The following is a 16,052-nucleotide window of genomic DNA, read 5'->3' as shown; positions in this document are numbered from 1 at the left end:
TAAAATTGAAAATGATATTCAACTGAAACGGCGGCACGCGTCAGCGTTCGCAGGAGAGCACGAGGAACATGTCACCGACCACCAAAGAAGCCCAGCGCGCCGAGCTCCACAAGACGATCTGGCGAATCGCAAACGATCTGCGCGGCAGCGTGGATGGCTGGGACTTTAAGAGCTACGTACTCGGTATGCTGTTCTATCGGTTCATCTCTGAAAATCTCACCGCATATTTGAACAAGCTTGAGCATGAAGCCGGCGACGCCGACTTTGATTACGTAAAGCTTGACGATAAGAATGCTGAGTTCGGTCGTAAAGACACTGTCGACGAAAAAGGCTTCTATATCCTGCCGTCGGAGCTTTTTCAGAACGTCCGTGAGCGTGCGTCGCAAGACGCAAACCTGAACGAAACCCTCGAACGGGTCTTCAAGAACATTGAGGGCTCGGCTGTTGGCACCGACAGTGAAGACGACCTGAAGGGCTTGTTCGACGACCTCGACGTCAACAGCTCGAAGCTTGGTAACACGGTCGCGAAGCGCAATGAGAAGCTGGTCAAGCTGCTCGACGCGATCGGGGACCTGCCGCTCGGTAACTTCGAAGACAACTCAATCGATCTCTTTGGTGACGCCTACGAGTACCTCATGCAGATGTACGCCTCCCAGGCCGGCAAATCCGGCGGTGAGTACTACACGCCGCAGGAAGTCTCGGAGGTGCTGGCGAAGATTACGGTCGCGGGCAAGAAGCGAGTGAACAAAGTCTACGATCCGGCCGCCGGCTCAGGATCGCTGCTGCTGAAGTTCGCCAAAGTCCTTGGCAAAGAGAACGTGGGTGGCTTCTATGGCCAGGAGATCAACCTGACCACCTACAACCTCGCCCGCATCAACATGTTTCTACACGATGTGAACTACGAGAAGTTTGACATCGCGCACGGGGACACACTCACTGACCCGCACCACTGGGATGACGAGCCGTTCGAGGCGATCGTCTCCAATCCGCCCTACTCGATCAGGTGGGAGGGCGACGCTAATCCGCTCTTGATCAACGACGAGCGGTTTGCCCCTGCGGGTGTCCTGGCGCCGAAGTCGAAGGCCGACTTGGCATTTACCATGCACATTCTGTCGTGGTTGGCCGTCAACGGCACGGCGGCGATCGTCGAGTTCCCTGGTGTACTGTACCGCGGCGGCGCCGAGGCGAAGATCCGCAAGTACTTGATCGACAACAACTACGTCGATGCGGTCATTCAGTTGCCGCCAGATCTGTTCTTCGGCACCACGATCGCTACCTGCATCATCGTGCTCAAGAAGTCCAAGAAGGACAACAGCGTGCTGTTTGTTGATGCGTCGGCGGAGTGCAGGCGTGTCGGCAACAAGAACAAGCTGCTACCGGAGAATCAGCAGCACATCCTCGACACCCTCGCAGCCCGTACCGATGCCGATCACGTCGCGAAACTTGCGTCGAACGAAGACATCGCGCTCAACGGCTACAACATCGCCGTGTCCAGTTATGTCGAGCAGGAGGACACCCGCGAGGTTATCGACATTGACGCGCTGAACGCGGAGATCGCGCGCATCGTCACACGGCAGCAAGAACTGCGCATCTCTATCGATGAGATCGTCGCTGACTTGGAGGGTTCGAGGTGAGTCGCATCGACGAACTGATTTCAGAACTCTGCCCGAGCGGAGTTACGTTCAAGACAATTGGCGAGACTAGCGAGGTAACTCCTGGTGCAACACCGTCGAAGTCTGTAGCGGCGTATTGGACTGGTGGCACAATCCCGTGGTTGAGCTCTGGTGAGGTCAACAAGGGGACAATCTACGAAGCTGACACTTTCATCACGCAGTCTGGATACGACTCCTGTAGTACCAAGATGATCCCGGCTGGTGCCGTGGTGATGGCGCTTGCTGGTCAGGGCAAGACTCGCGGGACGGTTGCTCGCACTCGTCTCGAGTGCTGTACGAATCAATCGCTCGCGTCGATCGTTCCGAACACGGAACTTGATAGTGACTTTTTGTTCTACTTTCTAAAGACTCAGTACTCACGCTTGCGTGATGTGTCGTCGGGTGATGGTACGCGCGGTGGCCTAAATCTGACGATGATCCGCGCATTTCGTGTGCCCGTGCCACCTCTAGAGGTGCAGCAGGAAATCGTGCGAATATTGGATCAGTTCACTCAGCTGGAAGCGGAACTGGAAGCAGAACTGGAAGCAGAACTGGAAGCACGCCGCCGCCAATACGAGCACTATCGGGCCCTGATCTTGAGTCCGACACCCGAATGGCGAGAAACAACCGTCGGCGCCCTCGCTGAGGTGTTCGACGGACCCCATGCGACTCCGAAGAAGACGACTGAAGGTCCGTGGTACTTGAGTATCTCGTCGTTGAAGGACGGAAGCTTCGACTTCACATCGTCAGCGCATCTCTCGGAAGTGGACCTTCCGAGGTGGACTAAGCGCGTCGCGCCTCAATCGGGCGACACCTTATTCTCCTACGAGACTCGGCTGGGACAGGCTGCCTACTGGCAATTAGATGAGCCCGCTGCGCTTGGTAGGAGAATGGGTCTGCTGCGACCTAAGGTCGACAAGGTCCGCCCGAAATTTCTCACCATTGCATACCTTAGCCCTCAGTTTCAGTCCGTCCTCGCGGCACGAACAGTCCGCGGATCGACGGTCGATCGAATTCCGATCGCGAATCTGGGTGATTGGCCAATATCGATTCCCGCATTGCCCGAACAGGACAGAATTATTGGTTTGCTCGAAAAACTCGATCTGCTGGTTGGCGACCTAAACGACGCCCTGCCCGCCGAGCTCGCTGCACGCCGGAAGCAATACGAGTACTACCGCGACAAGCTGCTGACCTTCGATGAGGTCACGGCATGAGCGAAGCGAAGCCGCGCAAGTACGACCCGATCGCTGTCTCTGCCGAGAGTACGGTCGTCGCCGAGTATGTGCCAGATGCGACCTCGGAGGCCGCGTACCAGTCGGAGTCCGCACTGGAGCGTGAACTGGTCAAGCTGTTGGAGTCGCAGGCGTATGACTACCTGGCGATCACGTCGGAAGAACAGCTCGTCGCGAACCTGCGCAGCCAGCTGGAGGCGTTGAACCACATCACGTTCTCGGATACGGAGTGGACTGATTTCTTCGAGAACAAGATCGCTGGGAAGAACGACGGCATCGCCGAGAAGACGGAGCGCATCCAAGAGGATCACGTCCAACTTCTCAAGCGTGACGACGGTTCGACGAAGAACATCACGCTCCTGGACAAGCAGAACATCCACAACAACCGACTTCAGGTCATCAACCAGTACGAGGTGGATCGCGCCGATCCTGCTGACGAGCAGAGCTCAGGAGGGCGGTATGTGAACCGCTACGACGTGACCATTCTGGTGAACGGCCTGCCGATGGTGCACATCGAGCTCAAGCGGCGCGGCGTCGACATCCGCGAGGCGTTCAATCAGATCAATCGGTATCAGCGCGACAGTTTCTGGGCGAGCTCTGGGCTATTCGAGTACGTACAGCTCTTCGTCATCAGCAACGGCACGCTGACGAAGTACTACTCGAACACCACTCGCAGCCAGCACCTAAAGGAGGGGCAGAAACCCGGCAAGGGCCGCAAGACCTCGAACTCATTTGAGTTCACATCGTGGTGGGCGGATGCACAGAACAAGCCGATCCAAGATCTGACGGCGTTCGCGAAGACCTTCTTCGCCAAGCACACCCTGCTCAACATCCTCACGCGCTACTGCGTATTGACCGCCGATCGGCTCCTTCTGGTGATGCGTCCCTATCAGATCGTGGCGACCGAACGCATCTTGCAGCGGATCGACATCGCTACCAATTACAAGCAACTCGGTACCGTCGCAGCCGGCGGTTACGTCTGGCATACCACCGGCTCCGGCAAGACACTGACATCGTTCAAGACGGCACAGCTCGCGTCGAAACTACCGAGTGTCGAGAAGGTGCTGTTCGTCGTCGACCGTAAGGACCTCGACTACCAGACGATGCGCGAGTACGACCGCTTCCAGAAGGGCGCGGCGAACTCCAACACCTCAACGGCGGTGCTGAAGAAGCAGCTGGAAGATCCGACCGCCCGGATCATCATCACGACGATCCAGAAGCTCTCAACCTTCATCAAAGCCAATAAGAACCACGCAATCACTGGTGAACACGTCGCGATCATCTTCGATGAGTGCCATCGTTCGCAGTTCGGTGACATGCACACCGACATCACCAAGGCATTCAAGCGCTACAACCTGTTTGGCTTCACGGGCACTCCGATCTTCGCCGAAAACAGTGGCAGTGGCGGCAATCCGCAGTTCAAGACCACCGAGCAGGCCTTCGGTGAGAAGCTGCACACTTACACGATCGTGGACGCCATTACCGACAAGAACGTGCTGCCGTTCCGCATCGACTACATCAACACGATCAAGGTCGGCAACCCCGAGGACAAGCAGGTCTCGGCAATCGATCGGGAGAAGGCACTTCTCGACCCGCGGCGCATCGGTGAGATCGTCAAGTACACCCTGGAGCACTTCGATCAGAAGACGAAGCGGTCGTCGAGCTACGAGCACTCCGTGGTGACCAACGTGCCGCAGGCGACCCGCACACGGCGCCAGGCCGAAGCGCTGCGCGAGCGCAAACGGGTGCGTGGCTTTAACGCCATCTTCGCCACCGCCTCAATCGAAGCAGCACGGATCTACTACAACGTATTGAAGTGGGAGCAGGACAAGCTGCCGGCGGATCGACGGCTGAAGATCGGGCTTATCTACTCGTACGGTGCGAACGACGCTGTCGACGACGGCATTATCGATGACGAAGGTTTCGAGACCGACGAGCTGCCGACCGATGCACGCTCCGCGCTCGAAGACGCAATCATCGACTACAACGAGATGTTCGGCACCAGCTACGACACCAGTGCCGACAAGTTCCAGAACTACTACAAAGATCTGTCGCAGCGGCTGAAGAACCGCGAGCTCGACTTGGTGATCGTGGTCAACATGTTCCTCACCGGGTTCGACGCGACGACGTTGAATACGCTGTTCGTGGACAAGAACCTGCGTGCACACGGTCTGATCCAGGCGTACTCCCGCACCAACCGAATCCTGAACTCGGTGAAGACATATGGCAACATCGTGGCCTTCCGCGATCTGGAGGAGGCTACGAACAAGGCGCTGGAGCTATTCGGTAACAAGGACGCTCGTGGCGTGGTGATCCTCAAACCGTACGGTGAGTACTACAGCGAGTACTCCGAGAAAGTGAACGAGATGCTGACGGCGTTCCCGCTTGGGCAACCGATCATCGGGGAGGCCGCGCAGAAGGCATTCATCGCACTGTTTGGGCAGATTTTGCGGCTCGAGAACATCCTCACCTCGTTTGACGACTTCGCCGGCAACGAGATCCTGACGCAGCGCCAGGGCCAGGACTACCGCAGTGTCTACCTCGACCTCTACGCCGAGTTCCGCAAAGACAAGGACGCCGATAAGGAAATCATCAATGACGACGTGGTCTTCGAAGTCGAACTGATCAAACAGGTCGAGATCAACGTCGACTACATCCTCATGCTCGTCGCCAAATACCGCGCGGAACACGGTGGCGACGGTGAAAATAAAGAGATTCGCGCCGAGATCTCCCGCGCGGTCGATGCCAGCCCGACTCTGCGCAACAAGAAGGACCTCATCGAGGACTTCGTCGACTCCGTATCGGTCAACGGCGCGATCGACGAGGAGTGGCAGGCATTCATCGCCGCCAAGCGTGAAGCTGAGCTGGCAAAAATTATCGAAGACGAGAATCTCCGCGCTGATAACACCCTTGCGTTCGTCGAGACGGCGTTTCGCGACGGCACACTCCGTACCACTGGCACCGCGATCACCAAGGTCCTGCCTCCTGCGTCTCGATTCGCGAGCGCAGGCGGGCATGGCGAGAAGAAGCAGCGCGTGATCCAGAAGCTGGCCGCATTCTTCGAGCGGTTCTTCGGGCTGAGCCAGGGAGCCGAATAAGGATGAGGACTCCATTGAATCGGATTGACCTTCAAGACGACGGCACGCACTACTACAGGGCAGATTTTCAGGTCCACACGCCGCGTGACACAAACTGGGACGGGCCGCGCCCTACGGCCGAACCTGAGCGCATCGCGTGGGCCAATAGTTTTGTCGAAGCGGCGCGCGAGAAACGGCTCAACGCGGTGGCAATCTCCGATCACCACGACTTCGCGATGTACCCCTACGTCCGGCAGGCGGCACTCAGCGAGGTGGACAGTAGCGGCCTCCCTGTCCCCGAGAAAGAACGTCTCGTCGTCTTTCCTGCCCTTGAGCTAACTCTTGCCCTCCCGTGTCAAGCGATCCTGATCCTCGACGCTGACTTCCCGCTCGATCGCCTCGATGATGTACTGAAGGCACTTCACCATGAACCGTACGATCCAGCTGCAACAATGCTGCCATCGACGACCGTTCTTCCGAGTTCCGACAGCTTCTCGACGATCTGCGCCCAGTTAGACATGAAGCCTTGGATCAAGGGCCGTTACATCCTGCTTCCCAACGTCACGCCTAAGGGGCACAAGACGATTCTTCGGGAATCTTTCCAGGACAAGTACAAGGATGCGTTCTCTGTCTGTGTCGGCGGCTATCTTGACGGCTCCATCTCGATCCTTGAGAAGAAGATCGGCGAGGCAAAGATCCTCGACGGGCTCGATAAAAATTGGGGAGATCGAGCGATCGCGCTGTTCCAGACGTCCGACTCGCGGAGATCTGACTTTGCCGAACTCGGCAGCACTGCAACCTGGGTGAAGTGGTCGCGCCCAACCGCCGAGGCACTCCGACAAGCGAGCCTCGCTCGCGAGTCGCGGATCTCGCAAGTTGAACCCGCGGTCCCTAACGTATGGATTTCGCGCGTCGTTGTGTCGCACAGCAAGTTTATGGGGCGACTCGACTCACGGCTGAACCCGCAGTACACCGCGCTCATCGGTGGACGAGGCACCGGGAAGTCCTCCGTGCTCGACTATATGCGATGGGCGCTTGGTGATCAGGTTGCGAACACCGGAGAGGAAGACGAGCTTGTAGACCCGCGTGCACGGCAACGCCGCCTCATTAATGCGACGCTCGTACCGTACGACGCGGTGGTCGAGGTCCACCTCGTAATCAACGACGTTCCACACGTCGTTCGAAGGCACGCTAAGTCAGGAGAATTCGAGCTCAAGGTCGGAGACGAAGACTTCGAGGCCGTTCACGAGACGATTGTGCAGAGGTTGCTGCCGATTCAGGCCTATAGCCAGAAGCAGCTGTCGAGCGTGGCGATCCGCCTCGACGAACTCACTCGCTTTCTCGAGGCGCCAATCCTTCGGCAGCTCGAAGACATCGACCGGCGCCACGTTGAGACCCAGGGGCGACTTCGCGAGAACTACGGCACCCTGCAGCGACACCGAAGCGTGGCAAGGGAAGCGGAGCAATCAAGGGCGCGCATCAAGTCTCTGACTGGCCAGGCGCAGGCGCTGCGAGACGGCCTTACGGGTCTGAGCGATGCTGATCGAACGTTACTTAATCAGAAGGCGGGGCACGATCACTCTGCAACCACTGTGGCTACGTGGCGCCAACAACTCTCAACACTCGAACAGGGCACCGAAACACTCAGATCGACGTACCAGAGGGCTATCGATGAGATCAGTGTTCCAGAAGGCGCCCCCGAGGAGTTCAAGGCGGACCTGGACGCCGCCGTGGCGGCGATCCACGCAGCACTTCAGCAAGCCGAGGCCGCTATCCGAGCGACCGGTGATAGCCTGGCAGTTGCCGTGGCGCCAGCTGGAACGATCGACGCGAGCCTTGGTGCCGTGACCGACCGACTGGCTGTATTCAACGAAAAGTATGGCGCGGTAAAGGAACGATCGACCGCGCACGAGGTCAAGCTGCGTCAGCTCGCGGAGTTGGAAACGCAAATCAAGACTGCGACCGATCTCCTACGAATGCAAGAGCTCGAATATGGGCGCCTAGGAAATCCCATAGCCGAGCATGGTCGATTGCGCGAGGAGCTTCGAGAGCTGAATAGAGAGCGGTCAGAAGCCCTTGAGGCGCAATGCCTCGCGCTGTCAGCGGCCTCAGATCAACTGATACGTGCATCCCTCGATGTCGGACACAACTTCGCTGAGGTGCAGTCAAAGTTCAGGGGTCTTGTGACTGGATCCGGCTTGCGAGGCAACAAGATCGAGAACCTTTTCGACGTCCTCGCGACCGACAAGGAGCCCGTCACTACCTGGGAAGCGATCCTGGCGGAGCTGGAGCTTGTCATGCTGCTCGAACCCGACGCCGAGCTCACCTCAGAAATGACTCCGGCTCTCAGTCGGCTCGGATTCACGGTGCAGGATTTACAGCGCATCAAGCCGAAGGTCACACCCGAAGGTTGGCTAGTGGCTCGTCATGGATTGTTGACCGGGTAATCCCCAGCTGACCACCCCCTCCACGGCAGACTGTCTCCGAGTCGAGACAAGGAGGTGGTCGTGGCACGTCAACCCAGCGTGTTCGTCCGATCGTTGACCATGGAGGAAGGCCGCCGGCTGCAGAAGATCAGCCGCACCGCCAAAGACCCGATCAAACTGCGACGAGCCATCGTGGTGCTGATGTCCGCCCAAGGCCAGACCGTCAAGGACATCACCTCATTGATGCAGGTCAGCGACGACTACGTCCGCGATGTCGTCCACGCGTTCAACGAGCAGGGATTCGAGGCGTTGCACCCAAAATGGAACGGGGGACGGCCGAAGACGATCGATGAGCAGACTCGCGAGAAGATCTGCTTGATCGCCCGGACGTCCCCCGCCGATTGGAAGATCACCGCGTTCTCCACCTGGAGTCTGGCCAAACTGACCGAGCACCTGATCGCGCAGAAGATCGTGCCGACCATCAGTCGCGAGACGCTGCGCCGCATCCTGCGCGACGGCAAGGTCACCTGGCAGTCGACCACGACGTGGAAGGCCTCGACCGATCCGGATTTCCTGGTCAAGATGCGCACGATCCTCGCTCTCTACGATCACCCGCCGGCCGACGGCCGGGTCGTCTGTGTCGACGAGTTCGGTCCGCTGAACCTGCAACCCCGGAAAGGGAAATCGTGGCGGCCGGCGACGTCTCCGCTTCGGTTGCGGGCGACGTATCACCGCTACGACGGTGTGATGCACATGCTCGCCGCGCTCGATTTATCGAGTGGCAGAATGTATTACCGAATCAGGCCTCGTAAACGAGCTGGCGAGTTCCTCGACCTTCTGAAGGTGTTGCGGGCCAGGTGGCCCGGGGAGAAGTTGTACGTGGTGCTCGACAACTTCTCCCCGCACCGGCACCTGTCCGTCCGCCGGTGGGCGGCGGACAACGACGTCGAGTTGGTGTTTTTGCCGACCTACGGGTCGTGGCTGAACTGGATCGAATCCGAGTTCGCGGCGTTGCGGTACTTCGCCCTGAACGGCACCGATCACCGCAGTCACACCGAGCAGAACGCTGCGATCGCGGCGTATATGCGGTGGCGCAATGCCCGTGCCGAACCGAAAACCCGATTCGCCCCGGACTCGCCGATCCGATCGTGGACCGAGTACCCGTATTATCCGGCCAAGGTTGCGTGACGAGCCACTAGACCTCTCGCTCACGCCGCTCGTAGACCAGCCGGTCTTCGAGTACCAGAGCAAGCCCGGAACGTACATTCCGTTCAGTTCTGCTTCGGCGGGTCAACAAGCCACTGCACTTCTGACGACCCTCTTGACGCAAGATGGGATGCCGTTGCTCATCGACCAGCCGGAAGAGGACCTAGATAGCGAGACCGTGCAGCACATCGTCGCGAAGATTTGGGCGGCCAAGGGCCGTCGGCAGCTGATTCTCGCAAGCCACAATGCCAACCTTGTCGTGAACGGCGACGCGGACCTCGTTCTTGTGTGCGGTTACACCACGGCGGGTGACCAGTCGGCGGGGACCATCAAGTCCAGCGGTGCGATTGACCAACCCGAGATTCGGGATGCAATCACAACTGTGATGGAGGGTGGAGAAAGGGCGTTCCGTCTTCGAAAGGAGAAGTACGGGTTTTAGCAGCTAGTATCGCGCCCCGCGCGGCCGCACCGCAGCGCCCTCGGCCCTGAGGATCTTCAGGACGGTTGTTCGTCCGATCCCGACCTCCTCGGCTACCGCTCGACCCGTCAAACCTCTCTCGTAGAGCTGCACTACGTCGCGCCGCGTCTGCTCCGTGATTCGCGATCGGAGACGTTGACGTTCCGGTAGGGCTTGGTTTGGCGTGTCCCCTGTGAGTTGGTCCGGGTTGTTCTAGAGTCCTGATTGCCCTGGTAAGGGCGAAGAAGGGACGATAGGAATCATGGCGGGACGCAAACGTCACTCGGCCGAGGACATCGTGCGCAAGCTGCGCCGGGCCGACGAGTTGGCCGCGGAAGGCAAGAACGGCGAGGAGATCGCCGCCGCGCTCGAGGTGTCGGCGGCGACGCTGTACAACTGGCGTCGTCAATACGGCGGCATGGATGCCGATGCGGCGAAGGAGCTCAAGGAACTGCGGGAGCAGAACAGCCGGCTCAAGCGATTGCTCGCAGATGCCGAGTTGGAGAAGGACGCGTTGCGGGAGATCGCGAAGGGAAAATTCTAAGCCCGACCGCCAAACGCGCCGCGATCACCATGCTCACCGACACCCTACAGATGTCGGAGCGGTTCGCGTGCAAGGTCGTTGGGCTCTCCCGATCGGTTTACCGGCGGTTGCCGATGGCGCAGACACCAGGCGACCCGGACGCCGATCTGCGCGCAGAGTTGCGCAGGTATTCCCGCAAGCATCCGCGGCACGGGTTTCGTCGGGCGTGGGCATGGCTGCGCTACGACCAGGGCATCGAGGTGAACAAGAAGAAGGTGCAACGCCTGTGGAAAGAAGAAGGATTGCAGGTCCGGCGTGCTCCACGCCGCAAACGTGCCGGCCTGTCCTCCGTTCCGGTCGTCGACGCGGATGCTCCGAATGTGGTGTGGGCATTAGACTTCCAGTTCGATTCGACCGTCGACGGCAAGACGGTGAAGATCGCGTCGATGGTCGATGAACATACCCGGATGTCGTTGTTGAACATCGTGGACCGCTCGATCACCGCCGGGCGGTTGATCGAAGGCTTGGAGAAGGCGTTCGCGATGTGGGGTGGGCCGCCGCTGGTGTTGCGCATGGACAACGGGCCGGAGTTCATCTCGGAAGCGCTGCGGGACTTCTGTGCTGGGTCGGTGGGGGTGTCCTACATTCCGCCGGGTACGCCGTGGAACAACGGGTTGATCGAATCGTTCAACAACCGGTTGCGCGATGAGTGTCTGAACCGCAACTACTGGCCCACTCTGCTCGAGGCCCGGGTGGTGATCGAGGACTTCAAGGACGACCACAATCACCGACACCGTCATTCGGCATTGGGGTACAAGACCCCCGCCGAGTACGCTGCCGGATGCACCCACCGGCACCAGCCCGTGGCGTGCGAGATCGACTGATCGACTGCACAGAGGAACCGGCTCTAGAAACGACCGGACCGACTATCGGGGACCTGCCAGGTTGGGACGTCTATCGGGAACCCTCGGGGTGTTGGTCTTGGCTTGAGCGAGGACTACCAGAAATGATTTTCATTATCAAAAGCGACCTCGTAACAGGGGTCGCTTTTGTGTTCTAACGAAATGAGCAATGTGTTTATGTAGGTCGATCGTCCCGACGCCTATCCCTTTTGCGAGTGGTTCTAACTACTATTGGAGCAGACTAATAACGTTAGAAATATGAGCGGCGGTAGTGGATCGGCGCAGTCTTCCGATCGCAATCGATGGGGATTGTTCCCCTATTTTTGATGCTGGAGAGCTTTGTTTACGAGGCGCGAGACTGAGTCCAGCGTATTCGCCTGAGACTATAGCGCTTGTGCTAATGACAAACATGTTGTTTAGTTATATATACTCAGGTACAATGAGCTCAAACTAATAATCAAGCGCCAGTCGAGCGAACTTCGTAGACGTGGCCGGGAGGGGGTACGGAATGGCGACTCTAGCAGGACGATTCGATGACGCGCTTACGATAATCGAGCCCGACGAAGACAAGGTGAACGCAGCCAAAGCTCATGCGGAGGTACGAGACGTTCTCAAGGCCGATGACGAGCTGAGCAAACTAGGGATCGACCCTGTGCTAATTGGGTCATACGCACGACAGGTCTCGATCAAACATGTGAAAGACGTTGATGTATTCGCACGGTTGACCAATGTAGACGCCAGCCTCGCCCCCGGTTCGATCCTAGATTCCTTTGAGGAAGTTCTTACTGAGGAGTACGGCGAAGACCGTATCGAAAAACAGTATCGCTCCATTAAAGTGGATTTCCCAGATTTTAATTTGACGGTTGATGCAGTACCAGCAAGGGCGTGTGGGGAAAATTGGGAAATCCCAAACAAACCCGAGGATGCGAAGCGCGCTCAGTGGGTCGAAACCAACCCGCTAAAGCTGAATGATCTGACGACTGAGAAAAATAGTGAGTTTCAACTGAACGGCGCGGGCATATATGTGCCGATCGTGAAGCTTGTACGTCAGGTGCGCCGAACGTGGCTAGCAGATCAACCGGGCGGTCTGTTCTTTGAACTCATGACTTATTGGTATTTCGAAAATGAGAACCCGTCAGCAACTTCTGTTGCTGAGTACCTCACACTCACACTCAACGGCATAGCTGAGATGTTGCCGACTGTCGCTGGAGATGGACTTGACGATCCGACTCTGCCTGGACAGAAGATTTCCACCAAAGCAACTGATCGCGATCTCGAGAACGCTCAAGAGAAGATGCGAGAGGCGGCCGATCTGGCTGCCGACGCGCTAGCAGATGAGGATAACTGTAGTTCTGCGGTGAAGTGGCGCAAGTTGCTCGGAAAGACATCTGATGGCGACGATGTCTTCGATCTTCCTAGCTACTGTAACGATGACGGAAGCCATAAGAACCTAGCCGCGGTGACAAGTGGCGCAACAAGGGTGCCGGCGGGAGATGACCGATACGCCTAGCGGAGACTACCTTGCTGCATTAGTTGAAGAGCGTGACTCTTTTAGGGATGCCCTTGTAAGACATGGCTTCTCCGATGACGGCAAGACGCTACAGGGTTCAGTACCGTGGGTGGACGAGAACGGGAGCTCGCGGAACGCGCAGGTAGCCCTTGCGATTCCAGACGCATTTCCTCTCGCACCTCCACTTGTGTCGATCATCGACGCAGGCGAAGGCTTCGTTCCAACCTTCCATATTGAGCGAAGCGGTCAGCTGTGCCTTTGGACGAACGACCTCCCCGTCCACGACGCGCCGTGGCGTGATCCTGTCCAGTGCATTGAAAAGATCAGTGGATGGTTTACGGCAACCGCAAGAGGCTGGCCTGGTGATGAGGACGCAGACCTTGAGCGCTATCTGCCAGCGGCCGATGAGTTCGTTCTTTACGACGACACAGCACTACAGAACAAAAGGCTCTACCGTACCGTCAAGAATGATCTTGGAGTGGTACGCGTCGTCGATGAACTTCGGTGGACGCCCAGCGCTGAACGCATGAAGCGGCATGGTGTGCGACGGCGTGAGCGCAACCTGTTGTGGGTGGTCGAAGTAGGCGCGATATCGCAACCAATCTCTAGTTGGGCAGATCTACAACGCACAGTCGGTGATGCGCTACAAACTCTTGAGGCCATAGTCCACGAAGGAAACTCGTGTTTCGTTCTCATGCGATACCAGCGAGGAGTTCGTCGTGCGGCGATCGTTCTCTCAGTAGTACGGGATGCCAATGGTTCATTACTGCTGAAGTCTTGTGAGGGTGCCGACACAAGCGTGAGAACTCGAACTCTCCGCGCTGGAACCCAGGCTAATAAATATGAAGGGAAAACGGTCGCCATAGTCGGCTGTGGTGCAATTGGATCACATGTAGCCGAACTCATGTACCGCTCGGGTGTTCGACGCTTGACTCTTATCGATCCCGAGCGGTACAGGCCGGGTAACGTTATTCGACATACTGTGGACGACAAGTATGTCGGCGCACCTAAAGCCACCGCGGTCCGTATGAGACTTGCTGCCGTTGGGCTGGCGATAGATACGGTCCACGCGCTTGTCGCTAGAGTGAGCACTCCAGAGTACGCATTAGAGCTCGCTTCTTCACATGATCTAGTCATAGATGCCACTGCCGATGGCAGGGCTACCGGACTACTGCGATGGGCGTCAGAGATTCAGGACAAAGCTTTAGTATCTGTGTGCGTGCAACGGGAGGGCGGAATCGCGCGAGTAGACCGATTCCCCCTGGAAGATGGCGAGAGACATCTTGCTCCTCTCGACATCACCGGCGAAGAAAAGCCTGGATATGAACAAGGCTGCGGCAGTCCCGTCTCAATGACGCCGCCGCTATCAGTCGCAAGAGCCGCCAACATCGCTTGCCAGGTGGCGCTTGACGAACTCAACCGTTATTCGTCATTGCCTGCCACTATCGTCGATGTTATGAAGCCGCAGGTAGACGTGCCTTATCGCAGCATAGGAACGGTTACCTCGGCATGAAAACCTTTCTGGGAAAATTGTTGAAGCGTCCGATGATAATTCAAGTCAGTCGAGCAGCGGCAAGAAAAATGCACAGCGCGGCTGAACTGGCTGCGCCGAAGGAGACTGGCGGCCTCTTGCTCGGCTGGTGGGAACACGACTCAATAGTGATCGACACCGTGATCGTGCTCGCTGACAGCGCAGCGACTGAGACAAGCTGGACGAGACGAGAAGCTGAAGCCCAGAAACGACTCGACGCCTTGCTGGAAGCTAGTCGAGATCAACTCCTTGGTTATGTAGGTGACTGGCATTCGCATCCTGCGCCAGTAGGTGCATCAAGTACTGACCTACAGTCTCTAACTTGCTCTTCGAAGCAGTACCAGGAGCCATTGGTACTTATGGTCCGGTTATCCGACGGAACCCTAAGGCCTTACGTTGCCAAGCGCGGAAAGCTGTGTACGGCTCGACTGGCTAGCTCCGCTGATAATATTTCTGAAGATCAATAGCCGGCGGATTTCCCATTGCTTGCAGCTCTGAAACGAGACCCACGAAAAAGCTGATTAGCGACGAGTTGCTATCGCTCTTCACGATCGTTGGCTCTCCGGCGTCATTGTATGTTATCGAGAAGGAACCATCATTAAGAGAACATCCAAAGTCGATCGGTGAGGTTTTTGCCGCTTCGGCTAAAGCACGGTTGAATGGATCCCCCAAGGCGGGAGACCAGTCGGACTTAGTTGTTACAATTCCAGCCAGTATTTGTTTAGTATCCGCCTTAGTTGCTAGGGTGCTATTCATCTGTCTAATTGGGGCACTAGTTCGCTTGAGCGCACGAACCGATTTGGCTTTCTTGCTGGCGTAGTCCACATGACTCTTATTGAGTGACTGTTTAGCTTCGATAACCGCAAATACGCTCTCGGCTGGGACGTACAGTACGTCATTGAAATGAAAAACAATGGGTGAATAATATCGATCAAAAATAATAATATCTATATAGTCACTTTCGGTACCTTCGTGATCAATTACGATGCCCGTTGCCACTTGGTACCGGTTGGGGAGATGCTTTGAAAGCATTTCTCTCCATGCCAGCTCTGAGTTGTCGCCTTTAGCGACGGGATGCTCATGGACTGAGCTAACGCCAAGTGCGGAGACCAGCAACTCTTGGTGTCTGGAAAATAGCTGACGTAACTTGTTTTCTTCGGCCATATTCACATTTTACCACTCTATCGTACGAAATATAGATCTATTGACTTTGCGGGGGGTAACGTAAATGCAGGGAGTCGCAACCATCTGCAAATGTCAAAGCATCGATCATCATCGCATTCAAGAAACAATATCGGCCCGCACCGATACAGTATTCGAAGTGTTCGACGTCCTGAGCCCGATCTTGAGCGTATTGCTGGTTCAATCGCTGATCTCATTATCTACCTTACGCGGACCGGTCAGACGCTTGATGAGTACTCCGCGAGCGTGGCACGTCACCGCGAGATAGAAGCAGCGCTTCGTCGCTCAGGAGTTAAGTATTCTGCCGGCCAAGCTCTTCCTGGATGTCAGTGTCGACAGTGCGGTCTTGCCAGA

The 16,052-nt window shown here is 57.1% G+C and carries 11 protein-coding genes and 1 pseudogene; 10 read left to right on the top strand and 2 right to left on the bottom strand.

Annotation, left to right across the window (positions count from 1 at the left end; all coding sequences use genetic code 11):
* Window positions 1-68 precede the first annotated feature (68 nt).
* The 6 genes and pseudogenes from K3M35_RS16835 to K3M35_RS16810 form a co-directional block, all read left to right on the top strand.
* Window positions 69-1,634, top strand: coding sequence for a type I restriction-modification system subunit M (locus K3M35_RS16835; RefSeq protein WP_220666744.1), 1,566 nt, complete (start codon window positions 69-71; stop codon window positions 1,632-1,634).
* Window positions 1,631-2,866, top strand: coding sequence for a restriction endonuclease subunit S (locus tag K3M35_RS16830; protein WP_220666743.1), 1,236 nt, complete (start codon window positions 1,631-1,633; stop codon window positions 2,864-2,866). The genes K3M35_RS16835 and K3M35_RS16830 overlap by 4 nt, the downstream gene beginning before the upstream one ends.
* Window positions 2,863-5,982: a type I restriction endonuclease subunit R gene (locus tag K3M35_RS16825; RefSeq protein ID WP_220666742.1), complete on the top strand. Its 3,120-nt coding sequence runs from the start codon at window positions 2,863-2,865 to the stop codon at window positions 5,980-5,982. The genes K3M35_RS16830 and K3M35_RS16825 overlap by 4 nt, the downstream gene beginning before the upstream one ends.
* Before the next feature lie 2 nt (window positions 5,983-5,984).
* A complete protein-coding gene (locus K3M35_RS16820; protein ID WP_220666741.1) occupies window positions 5,985-8,408 on the top strand; it encodes an AAA family ATPase in 2,424 nt (807 codons plus the stop codon).
* 60 nt (window positions 8,409-8,468) lie between these two features.
* Window positions 8,469-9,575 (top strand): IS630 family transposase, encoded by a 1,107-nt coding sequence (locus K3M35_RS16815; protein WP_308257081.1) that lies wholly within the window; start codon window positions 8,469-8,471, stop codon window positions 9,573-9,575.
* Window positions 9,576-9,582: 7 nt separating this feature from the next.
* Window positions 9,583-10,032: pseudogene (locus tag K3M35_RS16810) on the top strand (AAA family ATPase); the annotation flags it as partial.
* A 3-nt stretch (window positions 10,033-10,035) separates the two neighbouring features.
* Here the strand turns inward: K3M35_RS16810 and K3M35_RS26935 are convergent.
* Entirely contained in the window at window positions 10,036-10,191 is a 156-nt protein-coding gene (locus tag K3M35_RS26935; RefSeq protein WP_374107772.1) for a helix-turn-helix domain-containing protein, read from the bottom strand.
* 121 nt (window positions 10,192-10,312) lie between these two features.
* On the opposite strand from K3M35_RS26935, the gene K3M35_RS16800 reads away from it, so the two are divergent.
* From K3M35_RS16800 to K3M35_RS26930, 4 genes are all read left to right on the top strand, one after another.
* A protein-coding gene (locus tag K3M35_RS16800) for an IS3 family transposase (protein ID WP_374107770.1) occupies window positions 10,313-11,457 on the top strand; the annotation gives its coding sequence in 2 pieces (ribosomal slippage) (window positions 10,313-10,577 and window positions 10,577-11,457; 1,146 coding nt in all).
* A gap of 526 nt (window positions 11,458-11,983) precedes the next feature.
* Complete coding sequence (locus K3M35_RS16795) at window positions 11,984-12,985, top strand: nucleotidyltransferase (RefSeq protein ID WP_220666737.1); 1,002 nt, start codon at window positions 11,984-11,986, stop codon at window positions 12,983-12,985.
* The gene (locus tag K3M35_RS16790; RefSeq protein WP_220666736.1) at window positions 12,969-14,498 is read left to right on the top strand and encodes a ThiF family adenylyltransferase; all 1,530 of its coding nucleotides are present in this window, start codon (window positions 12,969-12,971) and stop codon (window positions 14,496-14,498) included. Before K3M35_RS16795 ends, K3M35_RS16790 begins: the two co-directional genes overlap by 17 nt.
* Window positions 14,495-14,983, top strand: a complete 489-nt coding sequence (locus K3M35_RS26930) for a Mov34/MPN/PAD-1 family protein (RefSeq protein WP_220666735.1) — start codon at window positions 14,495-14,497, stop codon at window positions 14,981-14,983. The genes K3M35_RS16790 and K3M35_RS26930 overlap by 4 nt, the downstream gene beginning before the upstream one ends.
* Here K3M35_RS26930 and K3M35_RS16780 read toward each other — a convergent pair.
* A complete protein-coding gene (locus tag K3M35_RS16780) occupies window positions 14,949-15,680 on the bottom strand; it encodes a DUF6602 domain-containing protein (RefSeq protein WP_220666734.1) in 732 nt (243 codons plus the stop codon). The genes K3M35_RS26930 and K3M35_RS16780 overlap by 35 nt on opposite strands.
* Between the last annotated feature and the right edge of the window lie 372 nt (window positions 15,681-16,052).

The organism is Rhodococcus sp. DMU2021, assembly GCF_019641445.1.
Taxonomy (GTDB): Bacteria; Actinomycetota; Actinomycetes; order Mycobacteriales; family Mycobacteriaceae; genus Rhodococcus; species Rhodococcus pyridinivorans.
This window is presented reverse-complemented; position numbering and strand designations above follow the sequence as displayed.

What these genes read in the sequence shown, in the direction of transcription:
- K3M35_RS16820 (WP_220666741.1), top strand. Translation starts at nt 5,985, where the DNA reads ATGAGGACTCCATTGAATCGGATTGACCTTCAAGACGACGGCACGCAC.
- K3M35_RS16790 (WP_220666736.1), top strand. Translation starts at nt 12,969, where the DNA reads ATGACCGATACGCCTAGCGGAGACTACCTTGCTGCATTAGTTGAAGAG.
- K3M35_RS16780 (WP_220666734.1), bottom strand. Translation starts at nt 15,680, where the DNA reads ATGGCCGAAGAAAACAAGTTACGTCAGCTATTTTCCAGACACCAAGAG.
- K3M35_RS16795 (WP_220666737.1), top strand. Translation starts at nt 11,984, where the DNA reads ATGGCGACTCTAGCAGGACGATTCGATGACGCGCTTACGATAATCGAG.
- K3M35_RS26930 (WP_220666735.1), top strand. Translation starts at nt 14,495, where the DNA reads ATGAAAACCTTTCTGGGAAAATTGTTGAAGCGTCCGATGATAATTCAA.
- K3M35_RS16835 (WP_220666744.1), top strand. Translation starts at nt 69, where the DNA reads ATGTCACCGACCACCAAAGAAGCCCAGCGCGCCGAGCTCCACAAGACG.
- K3M35_RS16825 (WP_220666742.1), top strand. Translation starts at nt 2,863, where the DNA reads ATGAGCGAAGCGAAGCCGCGCAAGTACGACCCGATCGCTGTCTCTGCC.